Origin of the sequence: Teredinibacter sp. KSP-S5-2 (assembly GCF_032773895.1) — a bacterium.
Classification (GTDB): domain Bacteria; phylum Pseudomonadota; class Gammaproteobacteria; order Pseudomonadales; family Cellvibrionaceae.
Map to the genome: position 1 here is coordinate 4,200,390 of NZ_CP120416.1, position 18,453 is coordinate 4,218,842.

Annotated in this window: 17 protein-coding genes and 1 other RNA gene; 9 read left to right on the forward strand and 9 right to left on the reverse strand. The window is 45.2% G+C overall.

The features are described from left to right. Positions 1-16: 16 nt before the first annotated feature. The 4 genes from P5V12_RS17835 to P5V12_RS17850 are packed head-to-tail and all read right to left on the reverse strand — an operon-like array spanning position 17 to position 4,460. Positions 17-1,267: a UbiH/UbiF/VisC/COQ6 family ubiquinone biosynthesis hydroxylase gene (locus tag P5V12_RS17835; protein ID WP_316954453.1), complete on the reverse strand. Its 1,251-nt coding sequence runs from the start codon at positions 1,265-1,267 to the stop codon at positions 17-19. Positions 1,268-1,271: 4 nt separating this feature from the next. Next, entirely contained in the window at positions 1,272-2,537 is a 1,266-nt protein-coding gene (ubiH, locus tag P5V12_RS17840) for a 2-octaprenyl-6-methoxyphenyl hydroxylase (protein ID WP_316954454.1), read from the reverse strand. 3 nt (positions 2,538-2,540) lie between these two features. Next, positions 2,541-3,857: a Xaa-Pro aminopeptidase gene (gene pepP, locus P5V12_RS17845; RefSeq protein ID WP_316954455.1), complete on the reverse strand. Its 1,317-nt coding sequence runs from the start codon at positions 3,855-3,857 to the stop codon at positions 2,541-2,543. Between the two features lie 15 nt (positions 3,858-3,872). Next, on the reverse strand, positions 3,873-4,460 hold the full coding sequence (locus P5V12_RS17850) for a UPF0149 family protein (RefSeq protein WP_316954456.1): 588 nt from the start codon (positions 4,458-4,460) through the stop codon (positions 3,873-3,875). Between the two features lie 206 nt (positions 4,461-4,666). Here P5V12_RS17850 and P5V12_RS17855 point away from each other — a divergent pair, with 206 nt between their 5' ends. The 4 genes from P5V12_RS17855 (at position 4,667) to P5V12_RS17870 (ending at position 6,417) form a co-directional block, all read left to right on the forward strand. After that, positions 4,667-4,873 carry a TIGR02449 family protein gene (locus tag P5V12_RS17855; RefSeq protein WP_316954457.1) on the forward strand — a complete coding sequence of 69 codons (207 nt, stop codon included), beginning with the start codon at positions 4,667-4,669 and terminating at the stop codon, positions 4,871-4,873. Between the two features lie 32 nt (positions 4,874-4,905). Further along, a complete protein-coding gene (locus P5V12_RS17860; RefSeq protein WP_316954458.1) occupies positions 4,906-5,196 on the forward strand; it encodes a cell division protein ZapA in 291 nt (96 codons plus the stop codon). Between the two features lie 445 nt (positions 5,197-5,641). Then, positions 5,642-5,821, forward strand: a non-coding RNA gene (ssrS, locus tag P5V12_RS17865) — 6S RNA. A 26-nt stretch (positions 5,822-5,847) separates the two neighbouring features. Further along, on the forward strand, positions 5,848-6,417 hold the full coding sequence (locus P5V12_RS17870) for a 5-formyltetrahydrofolate cyclo-ligase (protein WP_316954459.1): 570 nt from the start codon (positions 5,848-5,850) through the stop codon (positions 6,415-6,417). 47 nt (positions 6,418-6,464) lie between these two features. Here the strand turns inward: P5V12_RS17870 and P5V12_RS17875 are convergent, their stop codons facing one another. Continuing rightward, on the reverse strand, positions 6,465-6,602 hold the full coding sequence (locus tag P5V12_RS17875) for a hypothetical protein (RefSeq protein ID WP_316954460.1): 138 nt from the start codon (positions 6,600-6,602) through the stop codon (positions 6,465-6,467). Positions 6,603-7,178: 576 nt separating this feature from the next. Here P5V12_RS17875 and P5V12_RS17880 point away from each other — a divergent pair. Beyond that, complete coding sequence (locus tag P5V12_RS17880) at positions 7,179-8,306, forward strand: MBL fold metallo-hydrolase (protein ID WP_316954461.1); 1,128 nt, start codon at positions 7,179-7,181, stop codon at positions 8,304-8,306. Position 8,307: 1 nt separating this feature from the next. Here the strand turns inward: P5V12_RS17880 and P5V12_RS17885 are convergent, their stop codons facing one another. Together P5V12_RS17885 and ilvA are read right to left on the reverse strand one after the other, a co-directional pair. Further along, a complete protein-coding gene (locus P5V12_RS17885; RefSeq protein ID WP_316954462.1) occupies positions 8,308-9,369 on the reverse strand; it encodes an AraC family transcriptional regulator in 1,062 nt (353 codons plus the stop codon). 129 nt (positions 9,370-9,498) lie between these two features. Beyond that, positions 9,499-11,013, reverse strand: coding sequence for a threonine ammonia-lyase, biosynthetic (ilvA, locus tag P5V12_RS17890; protein WP_316954463.1), 1,515 nt, complete (start codon positions 11,011-11,013; stop codon positions 9,499-9,501). Positions 11,014-11,209: 196 nt separating this feature from the next. Between ilvA and rpiA the strand changes: the two genes are divergently transcribed. The 3 genes from rpiA (at position 11,210) to P5V12_RS17905 (ending at position 14,677) form a co-directional block, all read left to right on the forward strand. Continuing rightward, positions 11,210-11,881, forward strand: a complete 672-nt coding sequence (gene rpiA / locus P5V12_RS17895) for a ribose-5-phosphate isomerase RpiA (protein ID WP_316954464.1) — start codon at positions 11,210-11,212, stop codon at positions 11,879-11,881. A 21-nt stretch (positions 11,882-11,902) separates the two neighbouring features. Further along, positions 11,903-13,141 (forward strand): phosphoglycerate dehydrogenase, encoded by a 1,239-nt coding sequence (gene serA / locus P5V12_RS17900; RefSeq protein WP_316954465.1) that lies wholly within the window; start codon positions 11,903-11,905, stop codon positions 13,139-13,141. A gap of 117 nt (positions 13,142-13,258) precedes the next feature. Beyond that, positions 13,259-14,677, forward strand: coding sequence for a winged helix-turn-helix domain-containing protein (locus tag P5V12_RS17905; protein ID WP_316954466.1), 1,419 nt, complete (start codon positions 13,259-13,261; stop codon positions 14,675-14,677). A 28-nt stretch (positions 14,678-14,705) separates the two neighbouring features. On the opposite strand, the gene P5V12_RS17910 is transcribed toward P5V12_RS17905, so the two are convergent. After that, the gene (locus P5V12_RS17910; protein ID WP_316954467.1) at positions 14,706-15,170 is read right to left on the reverse strand and encodes a DUF4157 domain-containing protein; all 465 of its coding nucleotides are present in this window, start codon (positions 15,168-15,170) and stop codon (positions 14,706-14,708) included. Between the two features lie 291 nt (positions 15,171-15,461). Here P5V12_RS17910 and P5V12_RS17915 point away from each other — a divergent pair, with 291 nt between their 5' ends. Then, the gene (locus tag P5V12_RS17915) at positions 15,462-16,649 is read left to right on the forward strand and encodes a DUF5009 domain-containing protein (protein WP_316954468.1); all 1,188 of its coding nucleotides are present in this window, start codon (positions 15,462-15,464) and stop codon (positions 16,647-16,649) included. Here the strand turns inward: P5V12_RS17915 and P5V12_RS17920 are convergent. After that, on the reverse strand, positions 16,646-18,424 hold the full coding sequence (locus P5V12_RS17920; protein ID WP_316954469.1) for a GspE/PulE family protein: 1,779 nt from the start codon (positions 18,422-18,424) through the stop codon (positions 16,646-16,648). The two genes, P5V12_RS17915 and P5V12_RS17920, sit on opposite strands and share 4 nt — an antisense overlap. Positions 18,425-18,453 lie beyond the last annotated feature (29 nt).

Consider the following 18,453-nt stretch of genomic DNA (forward strand, 5'->3'; position numbering starts at 1 on the left):
AAACCTACTGTAGTTGTTAAAGACCACCCGCTATTTGCGACAACCGACTTTTCAACCAGGGGTGCTGATCCACAAAAGTCATTCCAACGTTTCTCAGGACACGAATAGCCGGAGATTCGGCACCGTATACACGCTTAAAAAATTCCATTGCCGACATAGTAGCCAAGTTATGCCCCATGCGGCTGCGCTGGTAGCGATTCAAAATAGAATAATGCTGTAGCGGAACCTTCCGTTGCCAAGCTCGATTTATCTCCAGCGCGAGCGCTTCAACATCGTAAAAACCTAAATTCACCCCCTGCCCTGCAAGGGGATGTATGGTGTGGGCCGCATCGCCCACCAAAGCGAATCCGGGCCGGACATAATGTTTCGCATGACGCTGACGAAGCGGGATGCCATAACGCTTATCCACTTCAAGAATAGACCCGAGCTTTTTCTCAAAAACCAATTCTAGTCTTTGAATAAATTCGCTATCTGGTAAGGACAAATATTCTTTTGCCCGCTCAGAATTCAGTGACCACACAATTGAGCAATAATTCTGCGATGCTTCATCTTTCTCTGATACCGGTCTATCACTCAAAGGTAAAAAAGCAAGCGGACCATCACTGGTAAAAACCTGCCAAGCTGTAAACTGGTGAGACAGGGATGTTTTTACTGTGGTGACGATCGCAGTGTGTCCGTAGTCCCATTCCCGCGTTTCCAATAACGCTTTACTGCGCAAACTGGATTTTGCACCATCTGCCGCAATAAGCAGGGGCGCGGTAAGCTTATGCCCGCTGTCCGTTACAATGGTGTTACGCTCGCAGTCGTCTTGGTAGAAATTTACATCCTTACAGCCCACGCCCTGGAGGAAGACAATATTTCTCAAGGTTTCAATTTTCTGCTGTAACGCCTTAACTACCACACTGTTTTCAACAATATGACCCAGGTTATCTTCATGTTGATCATCGCAATCAAATTCCAGCTTTCCTGTTCCTTCAGAATCCCAGATTGTCATATGAAAATACGGGCAAAGTCGCTGCAGGGATATATCCTGCCACACACCAATACCCTGCAAAAACTGGCTGGATTTTTTAGATAACGCCACTACTCTCGGGTCGAAAGCCTCGGCTGTGTATTGGGCAAACGTATTCGCGGACTCCAGCAAAGCAATGGAAAACTGATCCGATATCTCTGCCAGTGCAATCGCCAACGAACAGCCAACCATTCCTCCGCCGACAATAATTGCGTCGAATTGTTGCTCTTTTGGGTTAACGGTATCTGAATGCATATTTCTATTTGAACGCTTGTAAATTGGTTCTGGAAAACCCCTGTCCCATCATCTGCTTGAAAAACATCTGCTTGGCAACCGGCAACAACTCTAAAGATAGCAACCCACTGGTGCGTACCACTTGTGAAGAAAAACGATCAGTGGAAAACAACTGGTTAAAACTATGGCTAATAAATGTGGTTAACCATTGGTCCTGCTCTTGCTCAGCGATATAACGCTGTAACACACTCAAAGAACCAATCTCTTCGCCGTTGCGCAAGGACTGCCCCAAAATAGCGGTAAGCTGTACACAATCCCTTAAAGCCAAATTAAAACCCTGGCCAGCAACAGGATGTAAGAAGTGCGCAGCATTCCCCATCAACACTATCCCTGTTCGCACTTGCTCCTGAGCCATCATCAGCTTGAGAGGATAGCTTACTCTCTGTCCGACTCGCAGAAACCTGCCCTGCCGGTAGCCAAAGAAGCAGTGCAACTGTTGTAAAAATTCGTCGTCAGACATATCGAGAAACTGGTCAACCAGCTCACTCGGCCGAGTCCAAACCAATGCAAATTTGCCTACACCGGAATCGCTTTTTAACGGCAGCAGCGCTAAGGGACCTTGCTCGGTAAATCGCTCATATGCACGACCATTATGAGCCTGATCGGTTTCCACATTAGCGATTAAGGCATGCTGATCATAGGCTTTTTCTGTTACCTGTATGCCAAGACCAGCTCTTAATCGCGAATCTGCTCCGTCAGCAATGATCGCCAAACGGGAAAATAAAACGTGCCCCCCTTGACCATCGGTGTAGAAAATCTGCGAACCACCTTTGACTGGCATGATCGATTCCACAACGGCTTCACCAATCAAGTTTATTTGCTCAATCTCCTGAACCTGTTCAAACAACACTCGTCCAAAACCCGTGTTACCCACAACATAACCAAGTTCTTTCTGACCATTTTCTTCCTTGGCGTAAGTCACACCACCCAAATGCCCCCGATCAGAAACCAGAACCTGTTCTATTTCGCAAGCAGCAGGTAAAAGCGCAGACCAGATACCCAGATTCTGGAGCACTTCAACAGTATTCGCAGACAGTGCGGTTGAGCGTTCATCAAAGCTTGGTTGAACAATCGGAGCCACAGCGTCAGAAGGAAAGGGAAGCGATTCAATTACAGTAACAGAGAGCTGAGGTATTTCCCGGCACAACAATAAGGCAAGTGACAGCCCGACCATGCCACCACCAACAATCACAATATCCTGTTTTTCCGCTGGAGCTTGCTGTTTTTTCATCCGTTAAGCCTGCGCCATCAGCGCTTCAATTTCTTCAATTGTTCTCGGCGCATTGTCGGTTAGAACCCGGTAGCCGTCTTTGGTGATCAGCACGTCATCCTCAATTCGGATACCGATACCACGCCACTTTTTTGCGACATGCTCATTGTCTGGCGATATATAGATACCGGGTTCAACCGTCATCACCATACCCGGCTCCAGAACACGCCATTCATCGCCCACTTTATAGTCGCCGACATCATGCACATCGAGCCCTAACCAATGACCGATACGATGCATATAAAACGTTTTAAACGTTTCCCGTTCTATGTTATCTCCGAGATCTCCCTGCAACAGCCCCAAGTCGATTAACCCCTGGGTGATTGCCGCTACGGAAGCATCATGAGGTTCATTCCAGTGGTTCCCCGGCACAATTTTTTCCATCGCAGCCGCCTGAGCCCGCAATACAACCCGGTAGATATCGGCCTGCTCTTTGGAAAAAACACCGTTTACCGGAAAAGTGCGGGTAATATCCGCCGCGTAGCCCTGATACTCTCCGCCCGCATCAATCAACACCAAATCACCATTTTTCAGCTTATCGGTGTTTTCCACGTAATGCAGAATACAGGCATTTTTGCCACCGCCGACAATCGGGTTATAGGCCTGCTCTCTCGCTCCCTGCATAGCGCACTCATGGCGAATCTCCGCTTCAAGCTGGTATTCATACACCCCAGGTTTACAGGCTCTCATAGCACGTATGTGAGCCTCGGCAGAAATACGACCCGCTTCTTCCATCAGGCGTATCTCCGCGGCGCTTTTATACAACCGCATGTCGTGCAGTATATGGTCGAGATCGAGAAATTCCCCAGGCGGGGTTGCCCCGGAGCGCACCTTGGCACGAATACGATTCACCCAATCCATTACGTGCTTATCGAAATCAGCGTCGCGCCCCATCGCATAGTAAAGCCGCTGCCGGCCTTCAATTAAACCGGACAAGATTTCATCAATGTCATCAATAGGAAATGCATCATCTGCGCCGTACTTAACAATGGCGCCTTCCGGCCCAGCCCTATAGCCGTCCCATATTTCTTTTTCCGGGTCTCTGTCCCGACAAAATAAAACAAACTCGCCGTGCTCTCGCTCGGGGATCAGAACCAAAACCGCATCGGGCTCCGTAAAACCAGTCAAATAATAGAAATCGCTGTCCTGGCGAAAGAAATAATCCGTATCACGACTCCGGGTGCGCTCCCGACCAGAAGGCAATATTGCGATGCTGTTTGGCTCCATCATCTCCATCAACGCTTTACGGCGTCGACTGAATTCTTGCTTGCCTATAGTCATAAGGAAAAAGTACCTTTAGTGAATAGTGTGATTGCCGTCTTCGTCAGCGATTGGAGCACTTGCTCCACTCTTACCTAAATATACGTTGAGAACAGCCGTCCGAACAAATTCCTGCAAAGACACCAACGACTTTTCAGCCTCTTCCAAATCTTCGTCCTCAAACTCTGTTTGCATTTGCGAGATTTGGGCGATGCTCCGCAGAGTGTCTTCTGCGTCGTCAGTATTTTTTAATGTATCGTTAGCAAGACCAGAAGCACTTAGCCCCTCAAGAAAGCCTGCGCACCAAAGGGACGTTTCCGCCGCGCGACGATGCAGACTGGCTTCATCGTCAGGCCATACGGGAGTAAAAGACAGTTGCTCATCCCCAAGTGCCTGTTCTGCCAGGGCTTTAAGCGATATCAACTGTTCCATCTCTTCCTCTGCCGGAGGCAGGTACTCCAGTTCCATGAATTTAATTAGGTCTTGCTGCCAGGCTTCGGCAGTGTATTGCTGCTCACCACATAGTTTCCCCACGAGAAAGCCGTGGACCTTGGAAGGCGAGGGAACTGCCCCAATATTGAGGAAGAAGTCATTTAAGTACGAAAACTCTAGAATATTGCTCATAACTCGGATTTAACGTTTGTTTGGAAAAGGCTAAGGCCTGGATTGAGAGAGGAGGCAATGCTAACATTTTTGCCCCAAAACCTTGTACTTTTTCATGATTTTTCAAGAAAACACTATACTTAGCGAAAGCTTAGTAGAATTCGGCGAAGGAATTAATTACCCTAAAGATCCTTTAACGTGATCATTTGCGCGACTGTAGATACACTATGTCAAACCAACTACTCAGCAATGTCGAAGCCAAGCTTGACGAGCTAATTGAGCTCTGCGGTAAATTGGAGAAGGAAAACGCCACCTTAAAGGCCAAGGAAGAGACTTGGCACCAAGAGCGAAAACGGCTACTGGAAAAAAATGAAATAGCTCGGACTCGAGTCGAAGCTATGATTAACCGGTTAAAAAACCTAAAAGAAGATTAGATTCTTAAGCGAAGTATTTGGAAATCCAACCCGTGAAAGAAAATCAGCGAGTATTCGTCAATATTCTTGACAAGGAATATCAAGTTGCATGTAAAGCCGAGGAGCGCGATGAACTGATCAGCGCAGCAAGCGAGCTAGACGAACGAATGCGTGCCATCAAATCCAGTGGGGCCATTATTGGCCTTGAACGTATGGCAGTCATGGCCGCCCTCAATCTGTGCCACGAACTGCAGCTGGTGCGCAAAGGCAGTAAACCGGCGGACACTAGCTCTCTGGAACGGATAGCGCACAAACTGGAAAAAGCCCTAGGCTCCACCAACTAAGCTTTCCCTGCTCATGTGGGTACTCACTCAACTACCCACATGCCCTACTTGCACTCCTCACCTTACCGCATACAACACCGCCCCAAAATTACAAAAAGCAAACAATTAACGACGTGTTTTTATACGATTAAGAAATAGCAATGCTCAGATCCATTCTTTGACAAAAACAGAATCTGGCGCTAGTAAAAAACAACAGAAAAAACTTATGTTTTTTTTGATTAAAACTTTCAATTAAAAAGCTATTGACTTACACACATATTCGTTGTTTTCGAAATACACAAACGTCAATAAACACCCCTGAAATCGGCGTATATAAGCTCAACAAATTTACCACACTGGAAAGCAACTCATTTCACTTGATTGCTTTTTTTAATTAAGATTTGACGAAGTTTAAAAATTTAAAAGTCAAGACTGGTGATTAAAGAAAAGCATGCGTATACTTAAAACATGCCTGGGGTGTTTGCCAGCTTGGCTGAATCCCTGAGCCGATAAAGTGTTTATCGGAGGCAACTAGTTCATATTGGTGTGCATGTCCGCTCGACGGGAAGCCTTATATATGTCAGTTCCCTCCCCCTTGGACCTCCCGGTTCAAGGTAAAGTCAACAGCGGCACTACCGGGCATATTCTCTCACACTATACATCCCTCCATTAATGAATAAATCCCATCTAAGGCAAAAGATTCGCGCACAGCGAAATGCTCTTTCTCCTTTAAAGCAACAAATTCATGCAAAAAAAATTACAAAAAAAATAGTCGGTAGCGGATTATTACGCCACGCAAAGAAAGTTGCTGTTTATCTTGCAGCCGATGGAGAGATCAACACCGACGAAATAATATCCCTTTGTAATAAAAATAAAATTAAAGTTTTTTTACCTTGCATACAGGCCGATAAAACATTGCTTTTTCGCCAGTTAGGCAAACACAAAACGTTAAAGAAAAACCGCTTCGGTATTCTTGAACCACACATCAGCCAACCACAGTGCGCAATACAACAACTGGATATTATATTTATGCCTCTTGTCGCTTTTGACCGCAGAGGAAACCGCCTGGGTATGGGGGGAGGGTTTTACGATAGAACTCTCGCATCTGACCGTATGCGACACAAATACCAAACAAAGTTTGTGGGCTTGGCTCACGCCATTCAGGAAATCGAATTACAACCAAGTGAGTGGGATGTCAGTTTGGATGGAGTGGTAACAGAGAGAGAAGTGATTTGGTTCTAATTGGTGTATCGACTTGCGAAGGCATCCTGCCCCCGCAGTAACAGTTTCTAGCGTGTAGCAACACCCTGTTGTAACGCGGCAGGAGGAACAGGGTCTTTATCAAAGACATCTGTGAGCCCTAACCCACTCGCTAATAGCCCTACAACAAACACCAGAGCAGCTAGAGTTAATACATCAGTTTTCATAGCTAATGCCTCTTCGCCCGTTTACATTTTTTATTGTTATAACCGGAGCTGAATTTATACCTATTTACATGCCAAATTTCAAATACACATCACAAAAATGTGTCTATACTTATTAGCTTATGCTACCCCAGTCTCATTTCCAGACACCTTTTAATGCAAGTGCTACGGCCATCACAGATATAGTAAACACTCACACCAAAGTGTGAAGTCCGGCGCATGAAAAATATGAGTTTTTGGCGACAAAAGTGTGAAAATCCGAGATAGGGCGTCCTGGAAGAAATTCGGGGCTCTTTTTCACACACATCAAACTACTTTCATAGAAGCCCTTTCCCATTCCTCATTAATAATTATTAGTTATTTAGATATTCCTGACAGGCATTAACCAATGCGTTCGCCACAGTATTAGTGCCCAACTCAAAATAGAGGCATCCGACAGATTTGTTATGCTAATTATTGTGCCGAAATCCACTTTTTCCGGACAAAGAAGTCCTGATTCATAAATCTGGACGCTTATTTCAACCCAAAATCCTAGTTTGTCGATCCACCTATCCTTTTTCCAAATAGGAATCGATGAACATGAAAACAATATTAATAAAGACAATGGGCGTCGCACTACTCAGCGGTTTTGGGCTTTATGGCCATGCTGCTATCGAAGACACCTGCGAAACCGTCCCTTACTGGGATTCAGAGCTGGTCTACACCCAAGGCGATGTTATTCAATACGCAGGCAAGTCGTTCGAAGCCAAGTGGTGGATAAAAAACCATCGACCAAATGCCGATAACGAGTATGGTCCCTGGAAACTGGTTAATGAAGCCTGCCTGATAGAATCAGACAAAACTCTTCCTCTACCATTGACCTCCGGCTCCGACTTAACCCCCTTTGTCAAAGTACCGGAAAACGACCTGAATATTGAGGTATATCGTAATTTCCCAGGCATCTATACCATTAATGAAAAATTCACAGAAGTTGAATTTGAAAACGTCAACGCGTACTTAATAGTGGGTACCAAACAAGCGTTGTTATTCGATTCCGGTTTGGGCCTGGGCAACATTAGGCAAATCATTGACCAATTGACAGACAAACCACTGCTACTTGTAAACTCCCACTGGCATTACGATCACGTCGCCTCGAACACTGATTTTCCTTTTATTATGGCCGCAGACGATGAATACACCCGAATTGGCCAACAAGGTTTAAACAATCTAGACCTGATCGAATTTCTTAAACGTGCATACGGCCCGTACTACAAAGATGTTGGGCCCGACTACCACATCAAACCTTATCACGTTGACATCTACCTAAGAGACAAAACAAAAATTAATCTCGGCAGCGTTGAACTGGAAGTGATTACCGCACCCGGCCATTCACCCGACTCCATCGTGTTACTGGATGAAGAAAGAAAATTAATGTACACCGGCGACGTGTTTTATGAGTCAGTTCTATTTGCTCATTTGCCGGAATCAAATTTAAAAGTCTATAACCAATCAGCGCAAAAACTTGCCGCACTGCAGGATAAAGTCGCCAGAATATTACCTAATCACTCTATCCCATTTGCCGATGGGCAAGCATTAACACGTATGGCGAACTTATTCACTGCGATTATCAACGGTGAACCCGGGTACGCTGCTGGTGAAAATATGCTCTACTACAACCTTTTCGGATTGGAAATTATTATAAAGGAAAGCGACTTAGCCGAACTCTAAGTTATTCTGCGGGCAGAGTTTCCACTCTCTGCCCAAGCTCTGCAAATTTTTTCCGATATTCACTCGGCGTGTGCTGAGTCATTTGTTTAAATACATGGTTAAAACTGGACTTACTGTTAAAGCCCGAATCATATGCAATAGAAATAATTTTATCGGAAGACCTTCGCAAGCGCTGTTCCGCTTCCTTAACTCGGTAGCCGTTAATAAAGTCACAGAAGTTTTTATCAAACGCCTGATTGATAACATGGGAAACTTCGTGCGCGCTGGAACCCAGTTGTTGAGCTAAATCCGATAGGGTCAAGTTTCCATCGAGATACAATTGTTTTTCATCCATCACTGAAAGTAGTCGCAGCTTTAAGCGCTCATCAACATCATGATGTTCAGCAGGCTGGGTGTGGTTAATTTCCACTTCATGAACAACAAATACCTTAGGTTGAGCCAAGCCCAAATAGGCCAATAAGAAGATCCAGATGGTCGCGGGGATATAGGATAGGGTGGGCAAAAACCAATTCCACGGTGGAGAGAAGATAAACATAAAACTGACAATGGCCAACACCCCCAACCACATAACAAGTTGATAAACTGTCATACCATATAGCCAACGAATATTGATTCGATCAACATCCGAAAGCTGGCTTTTCATTCTTTTTCTATAGCGTCTCAAATACAGAAAATTAAAAATAGCGTAGCCTAAACCCACGTACGCCCCAACATTGTCGTTGGTCATAAACAAATAAATAAAACAAAGACATGGCAGAATGAAATGCAACAAGTCCGTCTTTGCAAACCCTTTACCATAAGAAAAACTACGAAGATAAAAGAAAAATAATACGCCGTACAAAGAATCAAAAGACACGTAAAAATTGGTCTCTCGCATTCCCAGCATCATCACAACAATTTGTGTTAACTCAAATGCAAACAACAAAACCCATGCCGCCAATATTCTATTGGCATAGGTATTACGTTTGCTTAAGAACAGAAACAAGGCAAGTATCAGGCACTGCACAGTGCCCAACATATACAAGCTTTTGGTGATACCAAACAACAGTGCAAAATAGGTCATAAATCTTTTATTTATTGTTATTTTAAGATCTGAGCATTCTTGATGAACGCAAAAGCTTTAAGTTAGCCTGGAGCGCGGTTTATGACCCAACCGCCCTCCAACAAATACCCAGCCTAAAATTTGCTCAGTCTACGATAAGAAATACTGATAAGCTGGATTATCCGTTTCATCCGAGTAGCCGTAATTGAGTTCGCTCAACAAAGCTTCCAACTGCTTCCTTTCCTTAGATGGCACTTGCATACCTACCAGAACGCGACCATAAGCAGATCCGTGATTACGGTAGTGGAACATAGAGATATTCCAACGCCCGGCTAATTTCGTGAGAAATTGCAACAAAGCTCCTGGACGCTCAGGGAACTCAAACCGATAAACAATTTCATTTTCCACTTGTGGTGCATGACCGCCGACCATATGGCGTATATGCAGTTTGGCGATGTCGTTGTCCGTCATATCCACCACGTCATAACCGTGCTTTTGCAACTTCTCAACAATCTCCTGTCGATCATTACCACCCGGCAAAATCTGCATACCAACAAAAATATGCGCATCCCGATTATCAGCGTAACGGTAGTTAAACTCAGTAATAGAACGCTTACCAAGCAAACTGCAGAATTTTTTGTAACTGCCAGGTTCTTCAGGAATAGTGACAGCAAAAATGGCTTCTCTCTGCTCACCGATTTCTGTCTGTTCCGAGATGTAACGTAGACGATCAAAATTCGTGTTTGCACCACTGTTAATGGTCACCAGCGTTTGCCCTTCAACGCCGTTTTCCGCAACATATTTTTTCAAGCCTGCCAGCGACAGCGCGCCAGCCGGCTCCGCGATAGAGCGGGTATCTTCGAAAATGTCTTTAATGGCAGCACACATCTCATCCGCACTACAGGTAATCACGCCATCAATTGTGTCTTTCAAAACGCGATATGTTTCTTTACCAATCTGCGCAACAGCAACTCCATCAGCAAAAATACCCACCTGAGGTAACACCGCTCGACGCTTTCTGTCCATCGCCAGTTTAAGGCACGCCGCATCTTCAGGCTCAACCGCATAGACCTTGACTTCCGGCCTCACATATTTGATGTACGCCGCCATACCCGCGCAGAGACCGCCCCCGCCAACAGGAATAAACACGGCATCAATTGGCCCAGAATGCTGGCGGAGTAACTCCATAGCAACGGTTCCCTGCCCGGCGATGACATCAGGGTGGTCGTAAGGAGGGATATACGTCATTCCCTTTTCTTCAACCAAACTATGCGCGTGCTCAGAGGCCTCATCATAAGTATCACCATGAAGCACCACTTTCGCTCCCCTGCGCTTAACTGCTTCAACTTTAATCATTGGCGTGGTTCGGGGCATCACGATGGTGGCATTCACCCCAAGATGTTTAGCCGATAAGGCCAAACCTTGCGCATGATTCCCCGCTGATGCAGCAATCACCCCGCCTTTCCTCTGCTCGTCGGTAAGCTGCAATAAACAGTTGTACGCGCCCCGAACTTTAAATGAAAACACCGGCTGCAAGTCTTCACGCTTAATAATCACGTTATTCTTGGTTCGATCGGAGATAAGAGGCATGTCTTCTAACGGTGTTTCTACCGCAAGATCATAGATGCGTGCATTTAAGATGCGCTTAACGTAGGACTGGGGCATGAGCTTCTAAAAATAGTTGTGAATTTAAGGACGCCCCAATTTTACACAAGTTTCCCCAATAACTCTGTCAAACTATAACAATTATCTATAAATAGGCTTTACTACCAAAGGAGGACGCCCTGACTATCCCTTTATCGGGCCAACTCACGTAGAATAGCGACCTTCTCACCAGTAAAACCAAGATGTGGTACATCCAATGAACCAAGACGATCAGAAGCGGGCTTCCGCACAGGCTGCGATAGATTTAATTGTTCCAGACCTGACACCAGACACCGTTCTCGGCATCGGCACCGGCTCAACCGCTGACTTATTCATAGACCTACTGGCAGAACACCAGGATAAGTTCTACGGAACCGTTTCCAGCTCAAAGGCTTCAGCAGACAGGCTGACCAAACACGGCATCAAAGTGTTCGACTTAAACCAGTATTCCCATCTCGGTTTTTACATTGACGGAGCAGATGAAACCACTCCAGAACTGGCCCTGATCAAAGGCGGCGGTGGTGCCCTTACCCGTGAAAAAATTGTTGCGGCCTGCGCCGAAAAATTCATCTGCATTGCCGACGAAAGCAAATGGGTGAACACATTAGGAAACTTCCCTCTACCAGTGGAGGTCATCCCGATGGCCAAAACTTATGTTGCAGAACAGCTGGAGAGGCTCGGCGGCACGCCGAAACACCGAGAAGGCTTTGTTACCGACAACGGCAACATCATCCTTGATGTACACGGTTTAACTATTACAGACCCCGTTGCCATCGAGCAACACACTAATCATATCGTAGGGGTTGTCACCAACGGCATCTTTGCCCAAAGACCCGCAGATGTTCTATTGCTGGGCACGTCTACTGGCGTCGTAACTTACACACGTTAAATTACCAATCAGGTTGTATCTATGTCTGAAGCTGTTACTACTTCCCTTGAAAAAAGTAAAATCAAATTTGTCCTACTGGAAGGGGTACACCAATCCGCTGTAGAAAGCTTAAAAAATGCGGGTTACACCAACATTGATTATCTTAAAACAGCGTTAACCGACGATGCGCTGATCGAAAAAATTAAAGACGCTCACTTTGTGGGACTTCGATCTCGAACACAACTCACCCGCAAAATATTTGAAAATGCCCCAAAACTGATTGCCGTTGGTTGTTTCTGCATTGGTACCAACCAAGTCGACCTGGAGGCAGCACAGGAATACGGTGTTGCAGTATTTAATGCCCCCTACTCCAATACCCGCAGCGTCGCCGAGCTGGTTATTGCCGAAACCATTCTACTTCTCAGAGGCATACCAGAAAGAAATGCAGGCTGTCACCGGGGTGAATGGAATAAATCTGCTGATGGCTCATACGAAATACGAGGCAAAACAATCGGCTTAATTGGTTACGGTTCGATTGGTAGTCAAGTCAGTGTTATGGCTGAAGCATTGGGAATGAATGTTATCTTTTATGACATTATTACCAAGTTACCCCTCGGCAATGCCAGTCAGTGTAATACTCTGGACGAACTTCTCGCCAAATCCGATATTGTAAGCTTACACGTGCCCGAGACAGATGATACTCAAAATTTAATCGGCGCAGAAGAAATTGCAAAAATGAAAAAAGGGGCGATTTTAATTAACGCGTCTCGAGGCACTGTCATTGATATTGATCCATTAGCCTCAGCATTGAAAAGCGGTCACCTTTCTGGAACGGCAATTGACGTCTTCCCCGTAGAACCGAAAGGTAATAACGATGAATTTGTCAGCCCTTTGCGCGGCTTTGACAACGCAATACTTACCCCACATATCGGTGGCTCAACGGTTGAGGCGCAGGAAAATATCGGTCTCGAGGTTACCGAGAAGTTAATTAAATATTCAGATAACGGGACAACCACCTCTTCCGTTAATTTTCCGGAGGTTGCGTTACCTTCTCACAAAGGCTCACATCGTTTATTGCACGTGCACACTAACCAACCCGGAATTCTAACGGCAATAAACCAGGTTTTGTCTGAAAGCAACATCAACATCACCGGCCAGTATTTACAAACAAATAACAAGGTCGGCTACGTTGTGGTGGACATCAACTCCGAGTACAGTGATGTTGCACTTAAGCATCTAAAATCGATTCCGGGAACGATTCGCTGTCGGGTATTATTTTAATTTAACTTTTATTTGCCATTTCAAAACCACCTCGGATAGAGGTGGTCATTATCTAATAGGTACAGACTTTTTTACTATCGAGCAACTTTAACTCATAGCCCCATGTAAAAAAATTATATGCAAAAAGACAGTAGGCTTTATTTCGACGAATGGGTGCTCGACTTAAACACCAATACCCTATCCAGCTCGGAAAAAGCTATTCAGCTGGAGAATCGTCAATGCCAGGTTTTGCACTATTTTATTCTTCACGCAGGAGAGGACATTCCCAAAGATGAACTACTGTCATCGATTTGGAAGGACCGACTGGCAAGTGAAGATGCTCTCTATGTGTGTATCACACATCTACGAAAAGCGTTAAACGACAACTACCGCAACCCTAGGTACATAAAAACCCTTCCCGGTGTTGGTTATCGATTCATTGCCAATGAGACATCCATACCAAATTCTTCTACAGAACCCAATCAACAAAAAATAAACCTAAATATTAAAGCCCTGATCGCTTTATTCGCTACCACCTGCACACTTGCCTTAATAGTGATGCTTAGTTGGTTCGATCAACCAACCACACAGGAAGTCACATCAACTATCACCCAACGTTTTCAACATGCCAGATATTTGCTGGCTAGCGAAAACGGAGATACACAGCAGGCATTTCAGATATTACAAGATATTATTCAGCAGCAGCCGGACTACGCACCAGCATACGCGCTGATTGCAGAGCAAAAACTCTACCCGGCACTTCGTAGCAAAGATGCGGCCCAGATAAAGCAGATTCGAGAGTTATCCCAAAAAGCACTCTCACTGGACTCTCGAAATAAATCCGCACATTTAACAATCGCCGGTATTTATTTCCTTTGGGACTGGAATTTCCAGAAGGCGGAACAACACTACCAACAGGCTCTTGGATACAGTCACGCAGAAAGTACCTATGCTCAGTTTCTGCTGGCATTTGGTATGTTTGAAGAGGCAGAAAAATATACTCAAGCCTATATTGACCGCGAACCAAAAGCGTTTCACGAAACTTCATCGGCCTGGATTTATACGATGAGTGGAGCTTATAACAAAGCTTTTCAGGCATTGAAAATACTAGAGGAAATTACACCTGACGATTTTTATTACCATGTTTCCTTACAATCACTTTATGAACTCACCAATCAGGAAGATGCGGCGATCAGCGAACTTCTGTGGATTATGGAACATGCAGGTTACCCTAAAGAAATATTGGCAGAACTAAAAAACCAAGCGGGTAACTCAGGTATCACAGCTATTTATCAATGGCTGGCATTCGACGACACTCTTCACCTAAACATTGGGCAGTATGAACCTCCCCTGTCTCTTGCCCGTTACGCACTTGCTATAGGTGAAGAACAGGCAGCTATGGATCAGCTCAAGCTCGCGGTCGAGCAGCGTCATTTTGAAGTACTCTGGATAAACGTGGATCCCCGTTATCAGGCTTTGCGCGAAACGGCATTTTTTAATCAGCTTCTGGCAACCATCGGCATTTCCCTCTATCAACCTGAAAGTTCTTTCCCTTAATCCCAGATTCCCGGCAAACAGTGAAATGTTAAATATCGTGGAACATCAACCGATAATAGTTTTCGCTAACAACTCTCGCTTCCTGCTCAAAAGGCGCTTTAAAGTACCCGATGTCTTTCAACTGCTGTATGTATTGACTCAGATACACTTCTAGCCCAAGCCCTTCTGCCTGACGAATGTGGGTGAGTTCATGAGCCAGTAACGGTTTACTTGCCGAGTATTTCTTTCGAATAATAATGCCGTAACCAAATGTAAAAGCTGCAGTTGATTGAGCATGAAAGTGGTGTTTTTCCGCCCAGACAGAGAGGTACTCACCGGTAAACTTCGGTAGTACTCTGGAACGAACAATTCGCACCTTCTCAGGATGTTGTACGCCTATTTTTTCTGCAACTTTTCTCTCAAACGAAGTTAACGGCCTACCGTTTTGGAGAATAAACGCTTCTTGCTCACGACAAAACTCAACTAATTCCCGATGCAAAGCAACATAATCCATATGTTCTTTAAGGCTATGTCTCGGCGGCAAAGTCGAACAAGAAAACAGCATAAGAAAAACAAAGCAAACAACAAAACCTTTTAACAAAAACCACATATTTTTCATGCTAAACATATGAATCTATTTTAGATTTGATCATTTGTTGCATTCGCCACCCAATGCGCATACTAAACTATCAGATAAAACACTTAGCAGGTGCTAATACTGCAATATACTGAGAAGATTAACCTCTATAATTAAGCGATATTTACTCGCAGATAATTTTTCAAGAATCATAGTAATGTACACGTTATGAATACGGACGCTTTTCCTAATCAAAGAATACTGCCTATTGATATTTTTCGAGGAATAACAATCTTCGTTATGATCTTCGTCAACAATGTCAGTAGCGCCAAAGGCATGCCCGCCTGGATAAGACACGCGGCGGCAGACGCAGATACCATGACCTTCACTGATGTTGTTTATCCGGCATTTCTATTTATCGTAGGTATGGCTATTCCGTTTGCAACGCAAATCCGGTTTTCCCGGGGAGCAAGCACCTCGGGTGTGCTGGTACACAGCCTAATTCGGGGAGCCAGTTTAATGCTTATTGGCTTTTTCATGGTGAACACCTATTGGGGCTGGGATGCAGAAAAAATGCTGCTTCCTATCTCCGCTTGGTCGTTGCTCATGTACCTGTGCTTTTTCCTTGTCTGGTGCCACTACCCTAAAACCATGCAACCCAATATAAAGCTTGCGTTGCAAGGCTTGGGAATTGCAGGGCTCATAGCTCTTTGGTGGATTTACGAGGGCGTGGATGGTCAGGGTATGACAACCCAATGGTGGGGCATTATTGGGCAAATAGGTTGGGCGTATGTTTTAGCCCTCCCAGTCTATCTGGTTACCCAACGCTTAAGGTTTCTTGCCATAGCGGCGCTGGTTTATTTTGCCTTATTTGTGCTTCTGGATTCGATTGGAGCGGGAAATAGCAATGTCATGCTGGACTGGCTATATGAAAACCGTCGAAATACTACCCACGCAGGCATGGTGCTAATGGGCGCAATGATGTCTCAACTTATTTATCATAAAGAGTTGAGACAGAATTACTTAACCAACACGCTGATATTTGCCGCGGTTACGTTTGTCTTTGCATGCATATTCTGGCAAGTCTCACCCATATCAAAAATATGGGGAACCCCCTCATGGGGCTTGTTCAGTCTGTTTTTCTGCATCATCAGCTTCTTGTTCTTGCAATGGCTCATTGAAGTGAAGCAGATAAAAGGCTGGACGTTTTTGTTCGACCCTGCAGCGAATAACTCCCTGTTAATTTATATCATTCCCTTTATTGTGATTGCTTTTTTAAACCTGATAAATATTCCGGTTAGGCCAGAATTTTTCAGCGGAGGATGGTTAGGCGCTGCCTGGTCGATAGCGTTCACCATTGTCATTATGTTGATAGGCAGCGTGCTGAGTAACTCAGGCATTCGCCTTAAGCTTTAACTGGCTTCCGGGGGTGGTGCAACGCGCATCACCTCCGATACCGTTGTTTTTCCTGCAGCTACTTTTTGCGCACCACTCAAACGCAAAGTTCTCATTCCCTCACGCATTGCCTGTTGGCGAATTTTTATTAAATCCGCATCATCGGTCATCAGCCCTTGCACACTCTCACTCAACGGCAGGATTTCATATATACCCTGTCGACCAAGATAACCGGTATTGCGGCATTCGAGGCAACCAACTGGCTCGAACACCTTTTGCGGCTTCGCCACTTTCCAGGGTTTGACCAGTCCATCCCAGTCCGCTGTTTTCACCGTTGACTCCTGTTTACAGGATGGGCATAAAGTTCGAAGCAGTCGCTGGGCCATAACACCAATCACCGTCGAACGAATGAGATAACTGGGAATGCCAAGATCCAATAGACGACTGATAGCAGAAGGTGCATCGTTGGTATGTAAAGTGGAAAGCACTAAATGTCCGGTCAATGCAGCCTGCACGGCCATACGTGCGGTTTCCAGGTCACGAATCTCTCCCACCATAATAATATCCGGGTCCTGCCGCATTAACGTGCGAATACCGGCAGCAAAATCCAGGTCGATATTATGTTGTACCTGAGTCTGATTAAAGCTGTCTTCCACCATTTCAATTGGGTCTTCAATGGTGGAGACATTCACCTCGTCGGTTGCTAACGTTTTTAGCGAGGAATACAAGGTTGTGGTTTTACCCGACCCCGTCGGGCCGGTTACCAATACAATTCCATGTGGTTTTTTCAGCATGGTCTGCCAACGGGAATAATCATCCCCGGTTAAGCCAAGATCCTCAAAGGATTTTAATAAAACATCCGGATCAAAAATTCGCATGACCATTTTTTCGCCGAATGCCGTTGGCAAAGTAGACAAGCGCAATTCCGCTTCCGCGCCACTTTCACGCACCGTTTTTAATCGGCCATCCTGCGGTTTTCTTTTTTCTGCCACGTTCATTCGACCAAGAATTTTTAAACGGCTGACAATCGCTGTTGCCACCGATGGCGGAAATTCGTAAATGTTATGCAGAACACCATCGATCCGAAAACGCATGCGCGTATACTCACGACGCGGCTCAATATGAATATCACTGGCGCGCTGATCAAACGCATACTGTAATAACCAGTCAACAATATTCACAATATGCTGATCATTGGCTTCCGGGTCTTTTAAACTCCCCAGCTCAAGCAACTGCTCAAAATTAGTCACGCCGGAACGTCGATTGCCCCCGCCACTCACAGCACCGGAAACGGAATTAGCTAATGAATAAAACTCAACACGGTAACGGTCAATATCGGAAGGCGGCGCAATAACTTTTCGGATTTCCTGGCGAACAGTTTGACCAAGCTGTGATTCCCAATCCGTCATAAAAGGTTGAGTAACTGCAATAGTGACCACGTCACCTGTGACATTGACACATAGCAACCCATGACGCTTGGCAAACGCATAGGACATTATTTCCGATGCTTTTGCCACAGGCACTTTCATGGGGTCGATATGATATAGCGGTAAACCACTCTTATTTGACATCCAGTCCGTTAAGATCATTTCGTCGAGATGATGGCCGGGGTTATTAGGATTTTCGATATTTTGCCTGGCCACATATGTGATAGGGTGCAAAGCGGCTTCTTCAGGAGTTCGGTTCGCTCCCATCAGCCTGTTGGCTTCTTCCTGGGAAATAAAACCATCAGATTGTAACTCCGTGATGATAGAACGGAGATCTAAAGAACGCTGTGCTGCCATTGCCGCTACCATAGTGACTCTCTTTCTATTGGTGGTAAGAT